Annotated in this window: 24 protein-coding genes; 9 read left to right on the forward strand and 15 right to left on the reverse strand. The window is 44.1% G+C overall.

The genetic code is table 11. The features are described 5' to 3' along the window. The first annotated feature begins 75 nt into the window (after positions 1-75). The 5 genes from yhdP to Xbud_RS11190 all read left to right on the forward strand — a co-directional run bounded on the left by yhdP (position 76) and on the right by Xbud_RS11190 (position 7138). Positions 76-3909 carry an AsmA2 domain-containing protein YhdP gene (gene yhdP / locus Xbud_RS11170; RefSeq protein WP_099136138.1) on the forward strand — a complete coding sequence of 1278 codons (3834 nt, stop codon included), beginning with the start codon at positions 76-78 and terminating at the stop codon, positions 3907-3909. After that, positions 3906-4754: a deaminated glutathione amidase gene (gene nit1 / locus Xbud_RS11175; RefSeq protein WP_099136139.1), complete on the forward strand. Its 849-nt coding sequence runs from the start codon at positions 3906-3908 to the stop codon at positions 4752-4754. Before yhdP ends, nit1 begins: the two co-directional genes overlap by 4 nt. 17 nt (positions 4755-4771) lie before the next feature. Then, positions 4772-6217, forward strand: a complete 1446-nt coding sequence (gene tldD / locus Xbud_RS11180; RefSeq protein ID WP_099136140.1) for a metalloprotease TldD — start codon at positions 4772-4774, stop codon at positions 6215-6217. A gap of 185 nt (positions 6218-6402) precedes the next feature. After that, positions 6403-6867 carry a ribonuclease gene (locus tag Xbud_RS11185; RefSeq protein WP_099136141.1) on the forward strand — a complete coding sequence of 155 codons (465 nt, stop codon included), beginning with the start codon at positions 6403-6405 and terminating at the stop codon, positions 6865-6867. Between the two features lies 1 nt (position 6868). Beyond that, positions 6869-7138 (forward strand): barstar family protein, encoded by a 270-nt coding sequence (locus Xbud_RS11190; RefSeq protein ID WP_099136142.1) that lies wholly within the window; start codon positions 6869-6871, stop codon positions 7136-7138. A 121-nt stretch (positions 7139-7259) separates the two neighbouring features. Here the strand turns inward: Xbud_RS11190 and Xbud_RS11195 are convergent, their stop codons facing one another. Beyond that, positions 7260-7559, reverse strand: coding sequence for an NAD(P)-dependent oxidoreductase (locus Xbud_RS11195; RefSeq protein WP_211283520.1), 300 nt, complete (start codon positions 7557-7559; stop codon positions 7260-7262). Between the two features lie 22 nt (positions 7560-7581). After that, on the reverse strand, positions 7582-8118 hold the full coding sequence (yjgA, locus tag Xbud_RS11200) for a ribosome biogenesis factor YjgA (protein ID WP_099136144.1): 537 nt from the start codon (positions 8116-8118) through the stop codon (positions 7582-7584). Between the two features lie 191 nt (positions 8119-8309). Here yjgA and pmbA point away from each other — a divergent pair, with 191 nt between their 5' ends. Next, positions 8310-9653 (forward strand): metalloprotease PmbA, encoded by a 1344-nt coding sequence (gene pmbA, locus Xbud_RS11205; RefSeq protein WP_099136145.1) that lies wholly within the window; start codon positions 8310-8312, stop codon positions 9651-9653. A gap of 50 nt (positions 9654-9703) precedes the next feature. Here pmbA and rnk read toward each other — a convergent pair whose 3' ends face one another. From rnk to Xbud_RS11270, 13 genes are all read right to left on the reverse strand, one after another. Continuing rightward, on the reverse strand, positions 9704-10114 hold the full coding sequence (gene rnk, locus Xbud_RS11210; RefSeq protein ID WP_099136146.1) for a nucleoside diphosphate kinase regulator: 411 nt from the start codon (positions 10112-10114) through the stop codon (positions 9704-9706). A 190-nt stretch (positions 10115-10304) separates the two neighbouring features. Continuing rightward, the gene (gene alr / locus Xbud_RS11215; protein ID WP_099136147.1) at positions 10305-11534 is read right to left on the reverse strand and encodes an alanine racemase; all 1230 of its coding nucleotides are present in this window, start codon (positions 11532-11534) and stop codon (positions 10305-10307) included. A 394-nt stretch (positions 11535-11928) separates the two neighbouring features. Beyond that, complete coding sequence (gene npr, locus Xbud_RS11220) at positions 11929-12201, reverse strand: PTS phosphocarrier protein NPr (protein WP_099136148.1); 273 nt, start codon at positions 12199-12201, stop codon at positions 11929-11931. A gap of 31 nt (positions 12202-12232) precedes the next feature. Continuing rightward, positions 12233-13084, reverse strand: a complete 852-nt coding sequence (gene rapZ / locus Xbud_RS11225) for an RNase adapter RapZ (RefSeq protein WP_038259562.1) — start codon at positions 13082-13084, stop codon at positions 12233-12235. Positions 13085-13180: 96 nt separating this feature from the next. Next, positions 13181-13648 carry a PTS IIA-like nitrogen regulatory protein PtsN gene (gene ptsN / locus Xbud_RS11230; RefSeq protein ID WP_099136149.1) on the reverse strand — a complete coding sequence of 156 codons (468 nt, stop codon included), beginning with the start codon at positions 13646-13648 and terminating at the stop codon, positions 13181-13183. Between the two features lie 206 nt (positions 13649-13854). Then, entirely contained in the window at positions 13855-14142 is a 288-nt protein-coding gene (gene hpf / locus Xbud_RS11235) for a ribosome hibernation promoting factor (RefSeq protein ID WP_038259564.1), read from the reverse strand. 23 nt (positions 14143-14165) lie between these two features. Then, positions 14166-15641 (reverse strand): RNA polymerase factor sigma-54, encoded by a 1476-nt coding sequence (rpoN, locus tag Xbud_RS11240; protein WP_099136150.1) that lies wholly within the window; start codon positions 15639-15641, stop codon positions 14166-14168. 77 nt (positions 15642-15718) lie between these two features. After that, the gene (gene lptB, locus Xbud_RS11245) at positions 15719-16444 is read right to left on the reverse strand and encodes an LPS export ABC transporter ATP-binding protein (protein ID WP_099136151.1); all 726 of its coding nucleotides are present in this window, start codon (positions 16442-16444) and stop codon (positions 15719-15721) included. A gap of 6 nt (positions 16445-16450) precedes the next feature. After that, positions 16451-17014: a lipopolysaccharide ABC transporter substrate-binding protein LptA gene (lptA, locus tag Xbud_RS11250; protein ID WP_099136152.1), complete on the reverse strand. Its 564-nt coding sequence runs from the start codon at positions 17012-17014 to the stop codon at positions 16451-16453. Further along, complete coding sequence (gene lptC, locus Xbud_RS11255) at positions 16995-17588, reverse strand: LPS export ABC transporter periplasmic protein LptC (protein WP_099136153.1); 594 nt, start codon at positions 17586-17588, stop codon at positions 16995-16997. The genes lptA and lptC overlap by 20 nt, the downstream gene beginning before the upstream one ends. A gap of 19 nt (positions 17589-17607) precedes the next feature. Continuing rightward, a complete protein-coding gene (gene kdsC / locus Xbud_RS11260; protein WP_099136154.1) occupies positions 17608-18171 on the reverse strand; it encodes a 3-deoxy-manno-octulosonate-8-phosphatase KdsC in 564 nt (187 codons plus the stop codon). Between the two features lie 114 nt (positions 18172-18285). Further along, on the reverse strand, positions 18286-19254 hold the full coding sequence (gene kdsD, locus Xbud_RS11265) for an arabinose-5-phosphate isomerase KdsD (protein WP_099136155.1): 969 nt from the start codon (positions 19252-19254) through the stop codon (positions 18286-18288). Between the two features lie 59 nt (positions 19255-19313). Continuing rightward, positions 19314-20282 (reverse strand): calcium/sodium antiporter, encoded by a 969-nt coding sequence (locus tag Xbud_RS11270; protein ID WP_099136156.1) that lies wholly within the window; start codon positions 20280-20282, stop codon positions 19314-19316. 228 nt (positions 20283-20510) lie between these two features. Between Xbud_RS11270 and mlaF the strand changes: the two genes are divergently transcribed. The 3 genes from mlaF to mlaD are packed head-to-tail and all read left to right on the forward strand — an operon-like array spanning position 20511 to position 22659. Further along, the gene (gene mlaF / locus Xbud_RS11275) at positions 20511-21326 is read left to right on the forward strand and encodes a phospholipid ABC transporter ATP-binding protein MlaF (RefSeq protein WP_099136157.1); all 816 of its coding nucleotides are present in this window, start codon (positions 20511-20513) and stop codon (positions 21324-21326) included. A gap of 33 nt (positions 21327-21359) precedes the next feature. After that, a complete protein-coding gene (gene mlaE / locus Xbud_RS11280; protein ID WP_099136158.1) occupies positions 21360-22142 on the forward strand; it encodes a lipid asymmetry maintenance ABC transporter permease subunit MlaE in 783 nt (260 codons plus the stop codon). 4 nt (positions 22143-22146) lie between these two features. Beyond that, on the forward strand, positions 22147-22659 hold the full coding sequence (mlaD, locus tag Xbud_RS11285) for an outer membrane lipid asymmetry maintenance protein MlaD (protein WP_099136159.1): 513 nt from the start codon (positions 22147-22149) through the stop codon (positions 22657-22659). The last annotated feature ends 6 nt before the right edge of the window (positions 22660-22665 follow it).

Raw genomic sequence — 22665 nt, forward strand, 5'->3', positions numbered from 1 at the left:
GTTTGGTTACAGTCATTCTGAAATGTGGTTTGAAATCTATTGGGTAGAAATATGCTGACAACCAAGGAGAAATGAGTGAGGCGACTGCTCGGGATATTATTAGCGACAGCCGCAATAGTCATTATCATTGTGGCTTTGCTTGTCAGCGGGTTACGTTTTTCCCTGCCACATATTAATGATTATCGTCAGCAATTGGCGCATAAGATTTCTGAATTGACGGACATTTCTGTCGATATTGGCTATATCAGCGGAAATTGGCAGTCATTCGGCCCTCAGTTGGAAGTGCGTGATCTTCGTGCTGTAACGGGGGAAACGAATATTAAAGCCAAAAAAGTGACGCTTTCTCTGGATATCTGGCGCTCACTGTTACAACGGCGCTGGCATTTTCGTGATCTCTCCTTTTACCAGCTTCAGGTTGATTATGATAAGCCATTATTGGATGGAGAAGGTGAAAGCCTTTTTCCAAAGCCAGATAGTTTATCCTCCCTCTTCCTTGAACGATTTAATCATTTTGATTTGCACGACAGCAGCCTGACCTTTCCGACTCCATCAGGAGAAAAGATCCGGCTGATATTGCCGCAGCTAACATGGCTGAATAAAGATAATCGTCATCGTGCGCAAGGCAATATTAATCTGTCTTCGATTAACGGACAGGAAGGTGTTGTGCAGGTTAAATTTGACCTGAAAGATATCAATAGTGTTTTAGATAGCGGCACAATTTATTTGCAGGCTGATGATATCGATATGCGATTGTGGCTCAGCCGCTGGTTAAAAGACAATACCGGTTTGGAAGATGCCCGGTTCAGTCTGGCGAGTTGGATTTCCCTGAAAAATGGGAGGATTGATAACGGACATCTGCAACTTAAGCAGGGGCATGCCAACTGGCATGTGGGTGATGAAAAGCATCAGCTTGCCGTCCATGATTTACTCCTGCAAATGCGTCGTCAGGGAGAAGGTTGGCTGTTTGATATCCCCAATCTGGCACGCCTGAAAATGAATGGTCAACAATGGCCCGCAGGCCGTATTGCGGTATTGTATGTTACGCAGGCGCAGAAATATCAGAACAAAGATCATTGGCGGGTTCGCGCTGAAAATATTCAGCTTGAACGCCTGAGTGGAATGTTGCCGATGATTTCTTTTGCGACCCCCGATATTGTTAAAGACTGGCAATACCGGCAACCCAAAGGGTTAGTCAGCAGTCTTGCCCTTGATATCACCCCCGAATTACCTGATAGCGCGGAGATTGCCATCAAATGGCAGGATGTCAGTTGGTCTCGTTGGAAAAAGTTACCTTCAGTCAATCATTTCAGTGGTGCATTAGAAGGAAATAAACAGTGGGGAAATTTTAGATTTGAGCTGAAAAACAGCCTCATTGATTACCGGGCTATGTTCCAGGCACCATTTGATATTGCCAGCAGTGAAGGAAAAATCACGTGGAAAAATGGTCGGGATGGCTTGAAGATATGGAGTCAGGGGCTGGATTTGCAGGCCAGGTCATTATGGATAAACGGAAATTTTCATTACACAGAATCCCAAAATCAGCAACCAATGCTAGGGATACTGGCTGGAATTCGTCTGGATGATGCGGGTGATGCCTGGCGTTATTTTCCCAAGCCATTGATGGGCGAATCGCTAACAGAATATTTAACCGCGTCGTTGATCAAAGGAAAGGTAGACAATGCTACTTTGATCTTTCAGGGGAATCCTCATGATTTCCCATTCAAGCGTAATAATGGTCAGTTTCAGGTATGGGTTCCTCTGCGCCATGCGACATTTCAGTATCAGCCTGATTGGCCAGCCCTGTTTGACCTGGATCTTGATTTGAATTTCCAGAATAACGGCTTACAGATGCAAGCAGAGAAAGCGAGATTAGGAAAAGTTAATGCCTCTCGGATCTCGGCTGTTATCCCCGATTACAGTAAAGAGAAATTATTGATTGATGCTGAAATATCCGGAGATGGAAAAGATATCCACGATTATTTTCACCATAGTCCATTGACAGAAACGGTTGGTAATACGCTGGATAATTTGCAACTTAAAGGTCAGGTTGATGGAAAACTTCATCTGGATGTTCTTCTGGAAAATGGTACAACTGATGCGAGTGGAGAGGTTGTACTGAAAAATACCGATTTGTTTATCAAGTCATTAGATAGCAAGATGAAGCACCTTAGTGGTAAATTCCGCTTTGATAATGGTGCTTTGCAAAGTGACATACTTTCTGCTTATTGGCTTGGAAATCCTCTCTCTTTGCGATTTACCACTCAGGATTTACCGGGATATTATCGGGTTAATGTGGATTTGGATGCTCGCTGGCCTGCTGCAACATTACCGAAACTTCCGGTTAAAATTCGTCGTCAGCTATCAGGACGATTGGGCTGGCAGGGAAAAGTGAACATTATGATCCCTTTACAGGCCAAACCTTCACAAAGCAGGCCGTTACAACATGAGGCGAAATATCAGGTTGCAATCAACGCTGATTTGTCACATATCAACAGTACACTGGCTGGACTGGAAACAGAATCTTTACGGGCATCGAATGATATCAATCTTCAGGCTACAGGGGATACAAACCAACTTCAGGTTACCGGCTCATTGGGGAAAAGATATGCGTTCAATAGCCAATGGTTATTGGGGAAAAATTATGTCCGTTTACAGCGTGGCGCTCTGCATACGGATGGTAATGGCATACCTGATTTGCCGGAAAAGCCAATGCTGGCGTTAAACTTACCTGTGATTGAGGGTGAAAAATGGCTGGCACTGATTGAACCTTTGAGAGTTGAATCAGCAGCAGATAACAGCCTGCGATGGCCTGAATTATTTGAAATATCAACGCCTTATTTGGATGTCGGAGGACAGCGTTGGCATAATCTTATACTCAGTGCGACTAACCAACCTGATGGCCTGCGTATCAATGCAATTGGTGAAGAAATCAATGGTGATTTGCTGATTAATACTGGTGGAGTATGGCAGGCAACACTCAATTATCTCTATTATAACCCTATGTTTTCGGAGAGACCTTCCAGCGATAAGGCGTCGTTAACTTCAAACACAGTAGAAATGCCAAAATATGCTCTGAATCATTGGCCTACACTCAACGTTAAATGTGACGAATGTTGGCTTGCCGGATTAAACGTAGGGAAAATCTCAGGGACGGTAACACCAGAAGGTGACGCCTTGAGTCTGACTAATGGACGGGTAGAAAACAGTGTCGGTGAATTGACATTATCTGGGCGTTGGAGTGAAAGTAATACAGAAAATTATACTTGGGCTAAAGGCCAGATATCCGGGAAAAGATTTGATGATATGGCAGCCTATCTCGGATTTATTGTTCCAATTACTGGCGCTTCGTTTAAGTTTGATTTTGACCTGAACTGGAAGGATACACCGTGGAACCCTGATGTTAAAACGCTCAATGGCGTTTTAACAGGAAAAGTGGGGAAAGGAGCAATAGCAAAACTAGGCGGTGGCAGAGCAGGACAGCTATTAAGGTTAGTGAGTTTTGATGCCTTGTTACGTAAATTACAGTTGGATTTCAGTGATACATTTAGTAATGATTTTAACTTTGATTCTATGAGTGGCGATACAGCGATAAAAAATGGTGTCATGTATACCGATAACTTCCGCATTGATGGGCTGGAAGCGGACATTTATGGAAAAGGCCAGATAAATTTTATCCGTCATCAGCTTAATATGGAGTTGGTGATTACCCCGGAGATATCAGCAACAGTTGGTGTGGCGACAGCTTTTGCGGTTAATCCTATGGTAGGTGCTGCTGTTTTTGCAGCGACAAAAGCGTTAGGCCCTCTGTGGAGTAAGATATCGGTCATTCGCTATCGGCTAACGGGTAGTCTGGAGCAACCTAAAATTGATGAAGTTTTACGTCAGCTTAAGGAGAATAAAGGGTCATGAAAAACGTCAATGTTGCACTCTTACAATTATGCAGTGGTACGAACATTAAACATAATTTAGCGCAAATTGAACAGCAGATTAAGCAGTTACCCAAAACGGTAAAACTGGTTCTGACTCCGGAGAATGCATTACTGTTTGCTGATGCTGATACTTACCGCGAACATGCAGAAGAGCAGGGAAAAGGCCCATTACAGCAAGCTGTAAGTGAAATTGCGCAACGTTATGGTATCTGGTTGTTGATTGGTTCAATGCCGATGGTCAGCCGGGAAGATCCGAGCCGCATAACCAGCAGTAGCTTATTGTTTGATGATCAGGGTGAGATCCGTGCCCGTTATGACAAAATCCACATGTTTGATGTCAATATCAAGGATGAACATGGCTCTTATAACGAATCTTCCATCTACCAACGTGGGGAACATATCACCGTTGTTGATACACCAGTTGGTCGTTTGGGTATGACTATTTGCTATGATCTGCGCTTCCCCGGGCTGTTTCAGGCACTACGGGAGCAGGGCGCTGAGCTGATTTCTGTACCTGCTGCTTTTACCAGACTGACGGGTAAGGCACACTGGGAACCACTTTTAAGAGCCCGCGCAATTGAGAACCAATGTATCATATTGGCACCCGCACAAGTTGGGGTGCACGGTACTCGCAGAACATGGGGGCATTCAATGGCGGTAAGTGGTTGGGGAGAAGTCATCAAGAAGAATCCTCTGACTGTCAGTGCACTACAGCTCAGTATCCGACGGGACAGTTTGACCCACATGCGTGAGCAGATCAAAGTGGTGAAACATAATCGCTTCCGTCCACAACTGACTTCTTTGATAAAAAAGAATACAAATTAAGGTAAAGAGTAATCACTATGAGTTTAACTTATGTCAGTGAACATTTACTGACTGCCAATGACCTGAGTCATAAAGATTTATTTTCTGTTTTGGGGCAATTAGCAGAACGCCGTCTGGATTATGCCGACCTCTATTTTCAATCCAGTTACCATGAAACATGGGTTTTGGAAGATCGTATCATTAAAGATGGCTCTTATAATATAGATCAAGGCGTGGGAGTCCGGGCAATTAGTGGCGAAAAAACGGGTTTTGCCTATGCTGATCAAATCACATTGAATGCCTTGCAGCAGAGTGCAAAGGCAGCACGCAGCATTGTAAGGGAAATGGGCAATGGCACTGCCCATACATTGGGTGCTGTGACACATAATATTTTGTACCCGGCTGTAGATCCTCTGCAAAGCATGAGCAGGGAAGAAAAAATTGCTCTGTTACATCATGTTGATCAAATTGCACGTGCAGAAGATCACAGAGTGCAGGAAGTGAATGCCAGCCTGAGTGGTATTTATGAGCAGGTATTGGTTGCTGCGACGGATGGGACATTGGCTGCTGATATTCGCCCCCTGGTACGTCTTTCTGTCAGCGTATTGGTTGAAGAAGATGGTAAACGTGAGCGAGGTTCCAGTGGTGGTGGTGCTCGATATGGTTATGAATACTTCCTGCAAACCGCAGATGGACAGACATTGGCAGAACAATTTGCCCGTGAAGCTGTTCGCATGGCGTTGGTGAATCTTTCTGCTGTTGCTGCTCCGGCGGGAACAATGCCGATTGTATTGGGAGCCGGTTGGCCGGGTGTTTTATTGCATGAAGCGGTGGGTCATGGTTTAGAAGGCGATTTCAACCGCCGTGGTACATCTGCTTTCTCTGGTCAGATTGGGCAAAAAGTCGCATCTGAACTGTGTACTGTGGTTGATGATGGTACGATTGAAGGCCGCCGTGGCTCATTGTCTATTGATGATGAAGGTGTTCCGGGGCAATACAATGTTCTGATTGAGAATGGTATCTTGAAGGGCTACATACAGGACAAACTGAATGCACGTTTGATGGGAGTCGCACCTACAGGTAACGGGCGTCGTGAATCTTATGCCCACTTACCGATGCCGCGTATGACTAATACATATATGCTGGCAGGAAGCTCCACACCGGAAGAAATTATTGCCAGTGTTAATCATGGGCTGTATGCACCGAACTTTGGTGGTGGTCAAGTGGATATCACTTCTGGTAAGTTTGTTTTCTCAACATCAGAAGCGTACTTGATTGAAAATGGCAAAATCACCAAGCCAGTAAAAGGCGCAACATTGATTGGCTCAGGCATTGAGGCCATGCAGCAGATTTCTATGGTTGGCAATGACTTAGCCCTTGATAAGGGTGTTGGTGTATGCGGTAAAGAAGGCCAGAGCGTTCCTGTGGGAGTTGGACAGCCCACATTAAAACTGGATAACCTGACTGTAGGTGGAACAGCTTAACATTTTTTGAGTATACCTTGTTTTTTTGAGTATATCTGTCGTCTTTCAAGTTGCAGCTTTGTTGGATGTGCTCGCTCACTCCCAGTCACATAGTCATCTATGTGACTGGGGATTTGTGTCCTTGCTGCCGCGATGCACCTTGAAATCCATTGGTATAGCCTGATCAATTCAGCGTGGAGGTCATTATGAGAAAAAGGGTGCTGGCAGGTGTATTACTGATCCTAGTTGTTATATCCATTATCTTTATTGGATTACCCGGCTCTGGTAAAGCTCAGCAAGCTAATGCGGTAGCAAGAAACGTTCCGTCTCAGCAGATTGATATTCTGACTGAACATCATCGAGTTGCGGATTATGTGCATCAGCATAACAGGTTGCCTGACTATTACATAACTAAGAAACAGGCCCGTCGCCTCGGCTGGGACGCTAGTAAGGGCAACTTGTGCGAAATATTACCGGGAAAAGCAATTGGTGGAGATCGGTTTTCCAATCGTGAAAATAAGTTGCCAAATCAAAGGGATCGTCAGTGGTTTGAAGCGGACGTGAATTATAATTGTGGGCGCCGGGGCAGTAACAGGTTACTCTATTCTAATGATGGTCTTATCTACTTGACACTTGATCACTACAAGACTTTCACAAAGCTGGAAGAATGATATGAAAAAAGTGGAATTTGATTTTGATTATATCCCTGATTTAGAAACCTTCTATAGTCAGTTCAAGGAGTGTTTCGATCTTGATGATCATTTTGGTGCTAACTTGGATGCTCTATGGGATGTAGTAACCAGTGAAATTGGGTTGCCAGCTGATATTAATTTTATCCGTCTGGATGTACAGAAACGACCGCGCTTTGCTGCACTGGTGCTCTTGTTTCAAGAGGCTGAAGAAGAGCTGGAAGGGGAATTACGTTTTAATGTGAAAAATTAAGCTGTTCCCTGCCTTATTACAACACCTCCGTATTCGCCGAAACGCGGAGGTGTCTTTAAATTTCCGTATAAAATTTTATCAGCTTCAAACTGACTTAAAATTAGGTTGCCTAGGTTACTGATTATTTATTAATAACATGGCTATCATCGCCGGAAAAATATTTCTCAACATTCTTAAATGTACTGTCGAAATAAATGTTATAACAGCTTTTAGTAACATAACCGATATGCGGGCTGCATAGGACGTTATCTCGTTTTAATAAAGAGTGATTGGTATCCCAAATGGGTTCAATATCAAAAACATCTAGTGCTGCAAAACCCGGAGTACCCAGATCGAGGGCTTTCTCAAGTGCACCTGTTTCTATCAACCCGGCTCGTGTGGTATTGACCAGGACGGCACTATTTTTACCGCCAGTTCTCAACGAAATGGCGGTGGAGAGGATACTAAGCCGATTCTGATAGCTCTTTCAGATATTGGAAGATCTGACGGTAGGATTTCGGTGGCTTGTTCGCTGCTTTCTCTTTTTTAGCATTGCGTATCAGCGTCCGCAGTTGCTGACGATCTGTGTGTGGATATAGCGTTACGACTTCTTCAAGGGCGCTGTCGCTCTCAAGTAACTTATCCCGCAATTCTTCCAGCTTATGTAGCATCACAACCTGCTGGTTATGACGGTTTTTCAGTTTATCCAGCGCAGTGGTAATTGGCTCAGGATCACGAGCCCGCAACAATTTGCCAATCAGTTGTAATTGACGACGGCGACCTTCACGCTTGATTTTCTGTGCCAATTCAATAGCGGCCAGCAGATCTTCGTCCAACGGAATACGTTCCAGCTCGCCCTTGCTTAATTCAACCAGCTCTGTCCCTAGTTTTTTCAGTATTTCAGCATCCCGCTTGATTTCACTTTTACTGACCCAGATTATCTCTTCTTCTTCCTCTTCAGCAGGATAATTGTCGAGCCAATCTTCAGGCTGCTTTGCCATAATCGTTTTCCTTCTAAAAAGGCCGGATAAGGTACACTTTGGAACATGACCTATCGTCCGGTGGGTGTTAACATCCTAATATCGTGTATTGTAACTGGGAAAATTGCCTGATTACCACTCGGCATTGATATTGAAAGCCGAAACACGCATTTTTCCTGATAAATTTTCTCTTTAATTCATATGGTTAATTAATGATAGTTACCAATCAACAAATTGCGGAGCAGCGCAAACAACTGGAAGATGCGGTTTCTCACGCTCTGGAATTAGCAAAAACAGGCAGTGATGCTGCGGAAGTCGCAGTCAATAAAACGATGGGGATTAGTGTCAGTACCCGTTTCAGTGAAGTCGAAAATGTTGAGTTTAACAGTGATGGTGCATTGGGGATCACCGTTTATCACCAGCAGCGCAAAGGTAGTGCCTCTTCTACCGATTTAAGCCCGGAAGCCATTGCACGTACTGTACAGGCTGCCATTGATATCGCCCGTTACACTTCACCTGATCCTTGTGCTGGTCCCGCAGACAAAGAGTTACTGGCGTTTGAGGCACCGGAGCTGGATTTGTTCCATCCTGCGGATTTGGATGCTGATAAGGCGATTGAGTTGGCTGCCCGTGCCGAACAGGCTGCATTACAGGCAGATCAGCGTATTACCAATACCGAAGGTGGTAGTTTTAATGGTCATTATGGTATTCGGGTCTTTGGTAATAGTCACGGTATGCTACAGAGCTATTGTTCAAGTCGCTATTCCATGTCGAGCTGCGTGATTGCAGAGCAGAATGGCAATATGGAGCGTGATTATGCTTATACTGTGAACCGTCGTTTTGATGAGTTGCAATCGCCAGAATGGGTTGGGCAGGAAAGTGCGCATCGTACATTGTCTCGTTTAGGTGCACGTAAACTCTCGACGATGAAAGCGCCTGTGATTTTCTCTGCCGAAGTCGCTACCGGCCTGTTTGGTCATTTAGTTGGAGCGATCAGCGGCAGCAGCATCTATCGTAAATCATCTTTCTTGCTGGATAGTCTGGGTAAGCAGATCCTGCCTTCATGGTTGACCATTGAAGAACAACCACATTTGCTGAGAGGGTTGGCTTCTACACCGTTTGATAGTGAAGGTGTGCGCACATTGCCGCGTGAAATTATTAAAGAGGGTATTTTACAGTCATGGTTGTTGACGTCATATTCTGCCCGTAAACTGGGGCTGACGAGTACAGGCCATGCAGGTGGGATTCATAACTGGCGTATCGCGGGGCAAGGGTTAGATTTTGCAGGTCTGCTACAGGAAATGGGAACCGGCCTGGTAGTGACGGAACTGATGGGACAGGGCGTCAGTGCTGTGACTGGGGATTATTCTCGTGGGGCAGCCGGTTTTTGGGTCGAAAATGGCGAAATACAATATCCGGTCAGTGAGATCACTATTGCGGGCAATCTGAAAGATATGTGGGCAAATATGGTGACAATAGGTAATGATATTGAAACACGTAGTAACATTCAGTGTGGATCAGTATTGTTGCCGGAAATGAGTATCGCCGGTCAATAGGGATACTCAATCAACAACAGCCAGTTTGGTTCTACTGAGCTGGCTGCGAGTTAACGGTGATATTCACCTGCCGCTTCGGGTTGGTAAAGTATCTCTAATACTTTAATCCGGGTTTTTTCACCATTCGGCAATTCCCAGGTTATTTCATCATTTACTCGCAATCCTAAAAGTGCAGCGCCTAAAGGTGCCATCACGGATAGTTGTTTTGTGCTGTCTTGCAGAGAAGACGGGTAAACGAGGGTTCGGACTCGCTCTTCATTGTTACTGAAATCAATAAATTTAATTTCACTGTTCATTGTAACAACATCTGCGGGTATTTCTACTGGTGGCACAATTTCAGCTCTATCCAGCTCTTCATTTAGTGCATCTGCGATACTGCTATTGGCAAATACAGCTTGTTCCAACAGAGAATCTAAACGTTCTGCATCTAATTCATTGATAATAATTTTAGGTTTTGTCATACCACGCTCCAAATTAGGCTCAATACAAAATAACACCCCGCAACGCAAGGAGGGGGGTGTTATTTGCAAATGTGATTAAAGTGATATTAGGCTGTTCTGTCGTGAAAATAAAGAGATCATGATCACGAACTGTTTTGTGTTGTTAATGAAATAAGGTTTAGCCAGACCTATATTATTGGATTACAAATTATCAACCTGTAACAACGATCTTTGGATTGGTTTCTCCCCAGATAGAAGATAGCTCAACAATATGCATTCCACTCCATTGCTGAATTTCAGACTGGGTAATTTCTTCATTACCTTGTTTACCGAAAATCACCACTTCGTCGCCACTTTTCACATCAGGCAGATCAGTCACATCCACCATTACGGTATTCATGGAAACGAGGCCAACAACCGGAGCACGGTGACCGTTAATCAAAACAAATGCCTTGTTTGACATAGCAGAGCTGAAGCCATCAGAGAAACCAACTGGCAGGTTAGCGAGCATAGAATCACGTTTTAGGATGTGAGTGTTGTCGTAGCTGACACCATTACCTTTAGGATAGGGTTTAACAGATGCAACCCGGGTTTTTACCTGCATCAGATGATTGTATTCTGGGTAGCTGTCAGACAGCATGCCATACAGTGCACTACCAACACGTACCATATCAAACTGAGCTTCCGGAATGCTCAGTGATGCAAAAGAGCTGGATGCATGTAAGGTGATCTCGTCTCTTTTCAGATTTGCTTCTTTGATCAACCAGGCAGTTTGTTCATTGAAGTTCTTAATACTATTGCGGATGGCGTTCAGGTCGGTGAGAGCATGGTGGCTCATTATACCGACCAATTTCAGGTTAGGCAGTTGAACAATTTGCAGAGCCTCTTGTTTACCCTGCTCAGTTTTCATTTCCAGCCCGTTACGGCTCATGAGGCCAGTGTTCAGCACTAAATGGACACGAATTTCTTTGCCATGTTTTTTAGCCAGAGCATCAATAGCTTTGGCGCTTGCCAGATCACCGACTATTTCTTCCATGTCATAGCCTAGGGTGCTCTCAATTTCATTCACAGTAGCTGCGCGAACACGCATGAGCTGGCTTTTGAAGCCGTTGTCACGTACGATGCGGGCTTCTTCGTTACTGGTGATACCTACACAAGGTACTCCAGTTTTAATGATGGATGGCATCAGCAGACCGATACCATGACCATAAGCATCGCCTTTCAGAATCGCACACACTTTGGTGTCTTTGTTCAGATTTTTTTCCAGTGTATTGATATTGTTTTCGAAAGCGGTAGTGTTGATTTCTACCCAAGCATTGTTGTTAGCTGCAACACGTTTTGCCTGAGTATTATCTAAAGAAAGCACTGGTGCCGCTTGAGCAGCACTTTGGCATAAAGTCAGTCCAAGAAAGATAGCCAATGTGGTCTTATTAAAACGCATGAAGTAAACCTCCAATGTAGGAACTGTACATATAATGCTTTGTGTATAAATTCCTTTTAATGATAAGTTTTTTTCAAACTGATTTAATAGCGTTAATTTATTGATAGATAACATTTATTATTTAATGAATATTATTTGTAAATAGTCGGGGTGTTTTACTTACTTAATAAGTAAAGCTTCTTGATTTATCCTTTTGGAAGGATCTTATAATGGAATTTATGAAGGTTTTTTTATCTTTTTTTGTTTTCAAATACTGTGTTTGTTGCCGTTCTTGTTGGATAGAAGTGAAGTATTAAGGGAAAAGTAAGGGGGGTTATACGTAAGTGAATGCAAGAGAAATAGAGAGAAAACAGAGATGGTGGTCTGTGCTGCAATCCCGCAAAATCGTGTAAGTTTATTCTTCATCAAAGCCGGAATTAAATAGCTCCACAATAGCCGCCAGCGCCTGTTGTTCATCCGGCCCGGTTGCTTCAACTTCAATGTAACTACCTTGTTCGGAGTCCAACATCAGCATAGTGATAACACTATGAGCCTCCGCCTGAACATTGCTTCCGTTGCGCAGGATGACTTGAGATTGAAACTGCTGCACAAGGTCATGCAGTTTCATGGCAGGGCGGGCATGCATACCGAGTCGGTTTTTAATCTCAAGTCTCTGCTTGACTGTCATGGTCTGTTTTATTTTGATTGGTTACGTTCGGTTACTTACGTTTTTCCAGTGTGCGGTGACGTGATTGCACGTTTTTACCACGGGAACGGAAATAATCAGCCAACTGTTCCGCCACATAAACCGAACGGTGTTTACCGCCGGTACAACCTATGGCAACTGTCAGGTAGCTGCGGTTATTGGTTTCCAGCATCGGCAGCCAGAGTTCAAGATAACTGCGGGTCTGGTAAATAAAGTTATGCACTTCTGTATGGCGATCCAAAAATGCGGCAACAGGGCGATCCAACCCCGTCATCGGGCGCAGTTTCGGATCCCAGTGTGGGTTTGGCAGGAAGCGCACATCGAAAACGTAATCTGCATCAATTGGAATACCGTGTTTGAAGCCGAAAGATTCAAATACCATTGTCAATTCACGTTCGCGTTTGCCCAATAAACGCGTTCTTAGCATTTCAGCCAGTTCATGGACTGACATCTCAGACGTGTCAATGATCAGATCTGCCCGTGAACGCAGCGGCTCCAGTAGATCGCTCTCTTTGTCGATGGCGCTTTCCAGTGACAGATTTTTACTTGAGAGCGGATGCAAGCGCCGGGTGTCACTGTAACGGCGGATCAATGTGTTACGATCTGCATCAAGAAACAGAAGCTGCGGTGAAAAGCTGTCCGGTAATTTTGTCAGTGCTTCTTCGAAAATTTCGGGTGATTCCGGCATATTTCGCACGTCGATACTGACTGCTGCTGAAATATCACGCTCAGCCAATGTATTAGCCAGCTCCGGAAGTAACACTACCGGCAGGTTATCCACACAATAGAACCCCATATCTTCCAGCGCGCGCAGGGCTACGGATTTACCAGAACCAGAACGACCGCTGACTATCATCAGCACCATGAGATGACTCCCCTTAATGTCTCAGCGGTTCATTAGAACCGCTGCTGTTTTTATTGCTTTTCAGCAATCAATTGTAACCGCAATTGTAATCGTTATTTATTCAGTAATGATTTTGTATAGTTCTTCATCACTTTGTGCTGAACGCAGACGACGACAGAGATTTTTATCTGACAGCCGCTTTGCAATCAATGAGAGTGAATGTAAATGGATCTGGCACTGGTTAGATGGAACCAATAAAGCAAATAGCAAGTCAACAGGCTGATTATCAATAGCATCAAAGGTAATCGGTTGTTCCAGATGCAAAAATACACCAACGGCATTATTTGCGCATTCTGTTTCCAGCTTGCCGTGAGGAATGGCAATTCCGTTGCCAATACCTGTTGTCCCCACTTTCTCACGGGAAAGAATGGCTTCAAATACGGCATTTTCTGGTAAATTAAGCTGTTTTGATGCCAGCTCGCTGATAATCTCTAAGGCACGCTTTTTACTCGAACAAAGTACGTTGTTACGCGTACATTCGGATGAAAGCACTGAACTTAGTGGTAAATCTGTTTCGTTGTTCATTTCTTTATTCACTTAGAGACTGTAATACCAGATGCCTGAGTGTAGACATCTGGTATCAGAGCACTATTTATGCTTATGCCATTGAGCCTTCAGGTTGTTTCTTTTGTTGGCTGTGTTCATTTATTGCCTACTTTGATGCAACCGGAAGTCTATTGGTATAGATAGAATAGTGCTAATCTTATGACAGTCCTGTTGTCTGAAAGCTATTAATGTTGTCTCAATTTACTTTTATGTTTGGTCAATTGACGAGCCAGTTTGTCTGCCAGCGCATCAATTGCCGCATACATATCTTCATGCTCTGAACTCGCATGCAACTCTCCTCCGTTGACATACACCGTGGCTTCAGCGATCTTCTGCACCTTTTCCACTCGGAGGATGACCTGAATAAGGTTAATCTTATCGAAATATTGATCCAATTTGCCGCATTTTGTGTTCACAACGTTGCGTAGTGCATCAGTGATTTCAAGATTGTGGCCTGTAACATTGAGTTGCATAGTGTTTTCCTTCTCTGGGTTGTTCAAACCAATTTTTTACGTTGGTTTGAAGGCGGGATGGATAACGACTCTCTATATTTTGCGACAGTTCGACGTGCTACCTGAATGCCTTGCTCGGCAAGTAAGTTTGTCAATTTACTGTCACTCAGTGGCTTGACCGGGTTTTCTGCCGCGACCAATTTTTTCACCAGTGCCCGTATCGCCGTAGAAGAGGCTTCGCCTCCGCTATCGGTATTAACGTGACTGGAGAAAAAATATTTCAATTCAAAAATCCCGCGTGGACTATGCAGATACTTCTGGGTTGTCACACGGGAAATGGTGGATTCATGCATGTCAACTTGATAGGCAATATCAGCCAGTACCAGTGGTTTCATGTATTCCGCACCATATTCAAAGAAATCTTGCTGTCGCTCCACAATGCAGTTACTGACTTTCAATAACGTTTCATTGCGACTTGCGAGGCTTTTTATCAGCCATTTGGCTTCTTGCAGGTTATTACGGATAAACAGGCTGTCACTCTCATTATGAGATTGTTGCCCTAGTGCGGCATAATGCTGATTAATGCGCAGACGAGGGATGTTGTCGGTATTCAGCCTGACCTGCCAGCGTTCATTCTCTTTCTGGACTAATACATCGGGAATAACGTATTCGGATTCTCCGGTATTCACCATTAATCCGGGCCTCGGCTCCAGTGACTGAATGATATCAATTGCTTCTTTTAATGCACTTTCTTTTAATTTGCTCTGTCGCAACAAATTTCGAAAGTCCCGGTTGCCCAATAGTTCAAGGTACTTGCTGGTAACCAGTTTTGCTTCGTTCAGGTAAGGTGTTTCTGCTGGCAGCATTGCAAGCTGGATCAGCAGGCATTCACGTAAATTACGTGCCGCAACACCAATGGGATCAAAGTGTTGTACACGCTTGAGTACGGTTTCGACTTCTTCTAATGTCAGTTCATCATCACCAATGCTGGCAAGAATCTCCTCGACAGGGGCTGTCAGGTAGCCTGTTTCGTCAATGGCATCAATGATCGATGTGGCGATGGCTGAGTCTGTTTCAGTAAAGGGCGTCAGCGCAGCCTGCCACATTAAATAATCTTGTAATGTCTGGGTTGTTTCACCTTGATAGACGGGGAAATCATCTGCGCTGTAGTCACTTTTTGTTCCCAGGGATGTACCTGCGGTATAAATTTCATCCCAACTGGTATCAAGGGGAAGCTCTTCAGGCATATCTCGTTGCTCAAGGGCTTCAAGAGTATCCATGACTTTTGTTTCGGTATCAGGATATGTCTCTGAATCAGGTGCTGTTTCCGTATCAGAATAACCTTGGGTATCAATTTCCTGATGCAGTTCTTCTTGCTCAAGCATAGGGTTGGCTTCCAAAGCCAGTTGGATCTCCTGCTGAAGTTCAAGCGTAGAAAGTTGCAACAAACGGATAGCTTGCTGAAGTTGCGGCGTCATCGTCAATTGCTGACTGAGCTTGAGTTGCAAACTTTGCTTCATAACGTTCTCACTTCCTCCTGCACTGATCCTTAATACTCCTGAACTGAATGCCCTCGAATTTTGCCTGACGATGAGCCTTAAAGCCGGAAACCCTCGCCCAGATAAACTCGCTTAACTTGCTCATTGCTAAGGATATCTTCTGGTGTACCATGGGCTATCAAATGCCCCTGACTGACAATGTAAGCACGTTCACAAACATCCAGTGTTTCACGGACGTTATGATCAGTAATTAGAACACCCAGACCACAGTCACGTAGGTGTTGAATGATCTTTTTAATATCAAGAACAGAAATAGGGTCAACACCTGCAAAAGGTTCATCCAACAGAATAAATTTAGGATTAGCGGCCAGTGCGCGGGCGATTTCCACACGGCGGCGTTCACCACCGGACAATGATTGACCAAGATTGTTACGCAAATGAGAAATATGAAACTCTTCCATTAATTCTTCGGCGCGTGCTTTGCGCTGTTCCTGATTGATATCCTTACGGATTTTAAGAACCGCCATTAAATTATCGTACACGCTCAGCCGGCGGAAGATTGAGGCTTCCTGTGGTAAGTAACCGATGCCCCGGCGGGCACGTTCATGCAGAGGTAGCAGGCTGATATCCTCATGGTCTATTGTGATAGTACCTGCATCACGTGGCACAATGCCAACGACCATATAGAAAGTTGTGGTTTTACCTGCACCGTTTGGCCCAAGCAGGCCCACAATTTCACCTGATTTTACTTTCAGGCTGACATCTTCAACAACCTTACGTCCCTTATAAGCTTTTGCCAGATTGTCCGCGTTTAATATTGCCATACGTCGTTATTTACTCTTTTTATGAACATCAGTGTTGTTAACATCAGCGTTGTTAACACTAGGGCCTTTTTCCTGCAACTGAGAAGGTAACAGGACGGTGGTGACATGTTTACCTTTATCACTAAAGGCTTCCATTTGCTGTGTTGGCACTAAATAGGTGATTTTATCGCCTTTGATGTTACTGTCGAGCTGTTCAAGATAAGCATTGCCTGTCAGTGTGACTAGCTCGCTACCCATTTCATAGCGCATCTTCGAAGCATGGCCTTTGATGGGTTTACCATCATCCTGTAATTGATAAAACGTTGCAGGATTGCCATAGGCTTCGATAACGGTTTTTTTCGAATCACCGTCAGGGCGGGTAACAACAACCTTATCAGCCCGAATATCGATAGAACCTTGCTTTACGATAACATTATCCGTAAATGTGGTAACGTTCCTCGTTACATCCAAAGATTGTCTGGCTGAATCAATGGTAATGGGTTTTTGCGTGTCATCTTTCAATGCCAGCGCAGGCTGGCTAACTGCAACCAGTGTACTGGTAATCAGGGTATTACGGATTAGGTTCTTCATGTGGAATCTCATAGCGAGTGCTCACCTTTTCAATCAATTCAGCAGTTTTGTCTCGTAGATTGCCGCGCATTCTCATACCAACAGATTGCAGTCCGACTCCCTCTAAAGTGACTTTATCGTCAGATACGACGTCCTGAGTCACGAGATTGACTGTTGCATTATCTGTTGTGATCTTTTGCAATTGTGATGCGTCATTCAAGCTGTCCACTTGGACATCCCCATGTAAGTAGAGCATATCATCATGGGTAAGTTTTGCTTTATTGGCGCGTATTGTCCATGTCGGTTTCGGGGGTGTGGATGAGCTGTTAGCATCAAAAGTAGTCAAAACTGGCTTGGTAAACCAAGTCAGTTTTGTTTCCGTATAATTTTTAACATCATCTGCCACGAGTTTATAAGCCAATTTACCCCCTGGATCATAAACAAATGTGATAGCTTCCTCTGTTTGGTAAGTAGGATAACTATCATCTAAAATTGGTGATGAAGTGTCTTGATTTGAATTGGATAAATTCCAGCCAATCAATGCAAGCACAATCAAAGTCAGTATTGCGATCAGCCAGGATTGAGTTCTGCTCATTCTTTTTTCAGTTCATATTTTATATTGATAACCCTTTGGCATCTTCAAGCTTATTCTGAGCGAAAAGCACCAAATCACAAAGTTCTCTGACTGCCCCACGACCACCAGCAATCTGAGTTACATAATTCGCCTTCGGCAGCAATAGTGGGTGAGCATCGGCCACCGCAGCTGATAACCCGACCTGAGCCATTACTGGCCAATCAATCAGATCATCGCCGATATAGGCAACCTGTTCAGGTTGTAGCGCTAGTTTATCCAACAGTTCCTGATACGCCAAAATCTTATCGTTCTGACCTTGGTAAAGATATGTAATACCAAGGGTTTTTGCACGATTTTCCAGCAACTTGGCTTGGCGGCCAGTTATGATTGCAACTTCGATACCGGAGGTAATTAAACAACGGATACCGTAACCATCACGAACATTGAAGGCTTTCAGCTCTTCACCCTCATTGCCCATGTATATCAGGCCATCTGACATCACACCATCAACATCGCAGATCAATAAGCGGATCTTTTTGGCTTTCTCGATAATTTCTTTATTAACTGGGCCATAACAGGTATCCAGATATTCGTTTTGCTTCATTCAGGAATTCTCTACTACATTATTTCACTAGTGTTGTAACTAGTATTAAATTGTGACAGGCCTTTGGTTGCAGGCCTGTTCAGTACTATTTTACCAGACTTATATGACGGGTTTTTATACAACTCCTGCTTGCAATAGATCGTGCATATGTAATACACCAAGCAAGGTGTTGCCTTCTGTAACCAGTAGGGAGGTAATATGGCGTGATTGCATCAGATTCAGGGCATCAACAGCTAACGCATTCGGTTTGATGCGGACCCCTCCCGTGGTCATGACGTCAGAAATTTTGGCGTTGTTTAAATCGATACCCATATCGAAAACGCGGCGTAGATCCCCGTCAGTAAAGATACCATCGATCTGCATATCACCACCACAGATGACCGTCATGCCCAGTTTTTTTCGTGTGATTTCTATCAATGCTTCACGCAGGGTGGCAGTGCGGGGTACTCGAGGAATATTATCACCAGTGGTCATTAGGTCACTGGTCAGTAGCAAAAGTTTGCGTCCAAGTGCACCACCGGGATGGGAAAGGGCGAAATCTTCTGTGGTAAAACCACGGGCTTCCAGTAGTGCAAGGGCCAGGGCATCGCCCATGACCAACGTTGCGGTTGTGCTGGTTGTGGGAGCCAATCCCAATGGGCAGGCTTCTTGTGGTGTTTTGATGCACAAATGGACATCAGAGGCTTTACCCATACTACTGTTACAGTTATTTGTCATACAGATGAGTGGGACTTTTTGCCGCTTAAGTATTGGAATTAAGGCGAGGATCTCATTGGATTCACCGGAATTGGAAATGGCTATTACAATGTCTTTTGGGGTTACCATGCCGAGATCACCGTGACTGGCTTCTCCGGGGTGGACAAAGAACGACGGAGTTCCGGTGCTGGCAAATGTTGCTGCCATTTTCCTTCCTATGTGGCCGGATTTTCCCATCCCCATGACAATGACTTTGCCCTCGCAGCCAAACATTAATTCACAGGCTTTGCTGAAATCATCATTGATGTATTGTTCCAACCTCGCTAATCCGTCGAGTTCGATATGTAATACTCTCTTACCTGCTTGCTGAAAATCAATCTTAGGCATTTTTACTCCCACTTCTTCCCATTCAATCGGTAATTATTCAGTACATTAATCACCGGATATTAATCACCAGACATCACAAAAAGTACGACAAAATAAGCGATAAAACAGCCGAGTAATAACCCGCCGTTCAATCGGTTCAACCGATGTTTTCTCCTTACACAGAATATCGTGAATAGTACACTTGCTGCCATCATGATCCAAAAATCCCGGGAAAAGGCATAGGATGAAATAACGCTGGGTGAAAATATGCTGGAAATACCTAATACAAAAGTCATGTTGAAAACATTAGAACCAATGATATTTCCTATTGCCATATCATTTTCGCCTTTAATGGCCGCAGCAATAGAAGTAGCAAGTTCAGGCAGGCTTGTTCCCACAGCTAAAATTGTCAGTCCAATAACCAGATCACTGATACCATAAATATGCGCAATCACGGTGGCATTATCAATTACCATGCGGGTAGATATCGGCAGGATAATTAACCCTAAAACAACCCAAAGCAGCGCGATCCCTTTGTTGCCTTCGACGGGCAGTTCTGAGTCCCGCTCCCGTGTGTAGTTGTCGATATCATTACATTGGGAGTTGGCTGTCATTTTTATCATTATTGATATAAAAAATAGGGCGGTAAACAACAGAACAATGCCATCCAAACGACTCAGGTAGTTATTAGACAACAAGTAGCCTGCAAATCCCATAATCAGCAACATCAGGGGCAATTCTCGCCGCAGAATTTCTGATTGCACTGTTATTGGACGAATAAGTGCGACGGCGCCGATAATCAACAGTAAATTTGTAATATTAGAACCGATTGCATTACCCACAGCCATGTTTGGTAGCCCATTCAGACTTGCGGTGACAGATACCATCAATTCTGGCAAACAGGTGCCGATTCCCATGACCACCAGGCCGATAATAAAAGGCGGTATTTTTAGTGCGCGGGCAAACACCGCAGCACCATATACTAATCTATCAGAACCATACACCAGTAAAATCAACCCAGTAATGAGCAGTACAATAGTCAGAAACATGATGTGTTCCTTAGATAAAGATTTATTTGAGCACAATGCCAGTGTTGATTGATTTGTAAATAAAAATATTTATTTAGTCAGAGTTATATATTCTGAAGGTCGAATGATAAAAAGTAAAATTTGCTATCACTTTGCTAACGCAAATTTGGCAATTTTTTTGTAGTATGCATCACTGATTATTTGGAAACAGTAAGCAATTAGTTTATTAACGATTAAGGGCTATCAATAATGAGTCAACAAACAAAAAATCTTATTGAGATCAACGGTATGTATTTCACTCGTGGTCAACGCCCAATTTTTGCTGATATTAATCTGACCGTCCCAAAAGGAAAAATAACCGCTATCATGGGCCCTTCCGGTATTGGAAAAACGACTCTACTGCGTTTGATTGGTGGGCAAATCCGTCCTGAACGTGGTGAAATTTGGTTTGATGGCGATAATATCCCAGCATTATCCCGCTCACGCCTTTATGCTGTCCGTAAGAAAATGAGCATGTTATTTCAGTCAGGTGCATTGTTTACGGATCTGAATGTTTTTGACAACGTTGCTTTTCCCTTACGTGAGCATACTGAGCTGCCCGAGGAGTTAATTTATACTACGGTAATGATGAAACTGGAAGCCGTAGGATTGCGTGGTGCCGCTCAATTGATGCCATCGGAGTTGTCTGGAGGTATGGCAAGGCGGGCAGCTTTGGCGAGGGCGATTGCACTGGATCCTAATTTAATCATGTTTGATGAGCCATTTGTTGGTCAGGATCCGATTACAATGGGTGTTCTGGTGAAGTTGATCGATGAACTCAATCATGCTCTTGGTGTCACCTGTGTTGTGGTTTCTCATGATGTTCCTGAAGTATTGAGCATTGCTGATTATGCTTACATTGTGGCTGAACAAAAGGTTATTGCAGAAGGTACACCGGAGCAGTTGAAAATGAATCAGGATCAACGGGTACGACAGTTCCTTGATGGCATTGCTGATGGGCCAGTGCCTTTCCGTTTCCCTGCGGGGGATTATAAAACCGAGTTATTAGCTAATAAAATTAGTTAATAACAAAATAGTTATTAGGATAATGGAATGTTGATGTTAACACGGGCATTGGCAACATTGGGCAGGCGTGCGATTGAAGTTGTCGCTTCATTCGGTCGTGCGGGGTTCATGCTGTTCAGCGCAATTATTGGTAAACCGGAACCTGCCAGACAGTGGTTATTATTGCGTCAGCAGCTTTATAGCGTAGGTGTTCAGTCACTGCTGATTATTGTCGTTTCAGGTTTATTTATTGGCATGGTTTTGGCGTTACAGGGCTATTTGGTGCTGAGAACTTTCAGTGCTGAAGGCAGCCTTGGCATGATGGTAGCTTTATCGCTGTTGCGGGAATTAGGCCCGGTAGTGACGGCACTCTTGTTTACTGGTCGCGCAGGATCTGCATTGACCGCAGAAATTGGTCTGATGAAAGCTACAGAACAAATTTCCAGTTTGGAAATGATGGCAGTTGACCCATTGCGTCGGGTAGTTGCCCCACGTTTCTGGGCTGGCTTTATCAGTATGCCTTTGTTATCACTTATTTTTGTTGCAGTTGGCATTCTGGGCGGCGTGATGGTTGGTGTGGATTGGAAAGGCATTGATGGTGGTTTTTTCTGGTCTTCCATGCAGTCAGCGGTGGAATGGCAGAAAGATATACTTAATTGTTTTCTAAAGAGCGTAGTTTTTGCCATCACGGTTACATGGATCGCGCTGTTCAATGGTTATGATGCTATCCCAACATCGGAAGGGATCAGCAGGGCAACGACGCGCACAGTGGTTCATGCGTCGTTGGCAGTATTGGGCTTGGATTTTGTGCTGACGGCACTGATGTTTGGGAACTAATTCGATGCAAAGTAAGAAAAATGAAATTTGGGTTGGAGGTTTTGTCTTAATTGCACTGGCAGCAATCATTTTTTTATGTCTGAAAGTCGCTGATATTCGGTCTTTCGGTAGCCAGACCACTTATCGTGTCACTGCTGCATTTGACAATATTGGTGGATTGAAAGAACGTTCCCCTGTCAAAATCGGAGGCGTTGTTATTGGTCGGGTAGGGAAAATCTGGCTGGATAAGAAAACCTATACTCCACAGGTCGATCTGGATATTTTCACGCAGTACGACAATATTCCAAGTTCCAGTTCTCTTTCTATTCGGACCTCAGGTCTGTTAGGTGAACAATATGTCGCGTTGAATGTAGGGTTTGATGATCCTGATTTGGGCGTCACCATGCTGAAAGATGGAGATCGGATTGAGGACACCAAACCTGCAATGGTTCTTGAAGACTTAATTGGTCAGTTCCTGTACAAGAGTGGGGGTGGAGATCATCGTCAATCTTCTGCTGTTCCCGCACAGGCACACTAACCAATA

The organism is Xenorhabdus budapestensis (genome assembly GCF_002632465.1).
GTDB lineage: Bacteria > Pseudomonadota > Gammaproteobacteria > Enterobacterales > Enterobacteriaceae > Xenorhabdus > Xenorhabdus budapestensis.

Coding starts and splice junctions, on each gene's coding strand:
- nit1 (WP_099136139.1), top strand. CDS start 3,906: ATGAAAAACGTCAATGTTGCACTCTTACAATTATGCAGTGGTACGAAC.
- tldD (WP_099136140.1), top strand. CDS start 4,772: ATGAGTTTAACTTATGTCAGTGAACATTTACTGACTGCCAATGACCTG.
- Xbud_RS11185 (WP_099136141.1), top strand. CDS start 6,403: ATGAGAAAAAGGGTGCTGGCAGGTGTATTACTGATCCTAGTTGTTATA.
- Xbud_RS11190 (WP_099136142.1), top strand. CDS start 6,869: ATGAAAAAAGTGGAATTTGATTTTGATTATATCCCTGATTTAGAAACC.
- yjgA (WP_099136144.1), bottom strand. CDS start 8,118: ATGGCAAAGCAGCCTGAAGATTGGCTCGACAATTATCCTGCTGAAGAG.
- pmbA (WP_099136145.1), top strand. CDS start 8,310: ATGATAGTTACCAATCAACAAATTGCGGAGCAGCGCAAACAACTGGAA.
- rnk (WP_099136146.1), bottom strand. CDS start 10,114: ATGACAAAACCTAAAATTATTATCAATGAATTAGATGCAGAACGTTTA.
- alr (WP_099136147.1), bottom strand. CDS start 11,534: ATGCGTTTTAATAAGACCACATTGGCTATCTTTCTTGGACTGACTTTA.
- npr (WP_099136148.1), bottom strand. CDS start 12,201: ATGACAGTCAAGCAGAGACTTGAGATTAAAAACCGACTCGGTATGCAT.
- rapZ (WP_038259562.1), bottom strand. CDS start 13,084: ATGGTGCTGATGATAGTCAGCGGTCGTTCTGGTTCTGGTAAATCCGTA.
- ptsN (WP_099136149.1), bottom strand. CDS start 13,648: ATGAACAACGAAACAGATTTACCACTAAGTTCAGTGCTTTCATCCGAA.
- hpf (WP_038259564.1), bottom strand. CDS start 14,142: ATGCAACTCAATGTTACAGGCCACAATCTTGAAATCACTGATGCACTA.
- rpoN (WP_099136150.1), bottom strand. CDS start 15,641: ATGAAGCAAAGTTTGCAACTCAAGCTCAGTCAGCAATTGACGATGACG.
- lptB (WP_099136151.1), bottom strand. CDS start 16,444: ATGGCAATATTAAACGCGGACAATCTGGCAAAAGCTTATAAGGGACGT.
- lptA (WP_099136152.1), bottom strand. CDS start 17,014: ATGAAGAACCTAATCCGTAATACCCTGATTACCAGTACACTGGTTGCA.
- lptC (WP_099136153.1), bottom strand. CDS start 17,588: ATGAGCAGAACTCAATCCTGGCTGATCGCAATACTGACTTTGATTGTG.
- kdsC (WP_099136154.1), bottom strand. CDS start 18,171: ATGAAGCAAAACGAATATCTGGATACCTGTTATGGCCCAGTTAATAAA.
- kdsD (WP_099136155.1), bottom strand. CDS start 19,254: ATGCCTAAGATTGATTTTCAGCAAGCAGGTAAGAGAGTATTACATATC.
- Xbud_RS11270 (WP_099136156.1), bottom strand. CDS start 20,282: ATGTTTCTGACTATTGTACTGCTCATTACTGGGTTGATTTTACTGGTG.
- mlaF (WP_099136157.1), top strand. CDS start 20,511: ATGAGTCAACAAACAAAAAATCTTATTGAGATCAACGGTATGTATTTC.
- mlaE (WP_099136158.1), top strand. CDS start 21,360: ATGTTAACACGGGCATTGGCAACATTGGGCAGGCGTGCGATTGAAGTT.
- mlaD (WP_099136159.1), top strand. CDS start 22,147: ATGCAAAGTAAGAAAAATGAAATTTGGGTTGGAGGTTTTGTCTTAATT.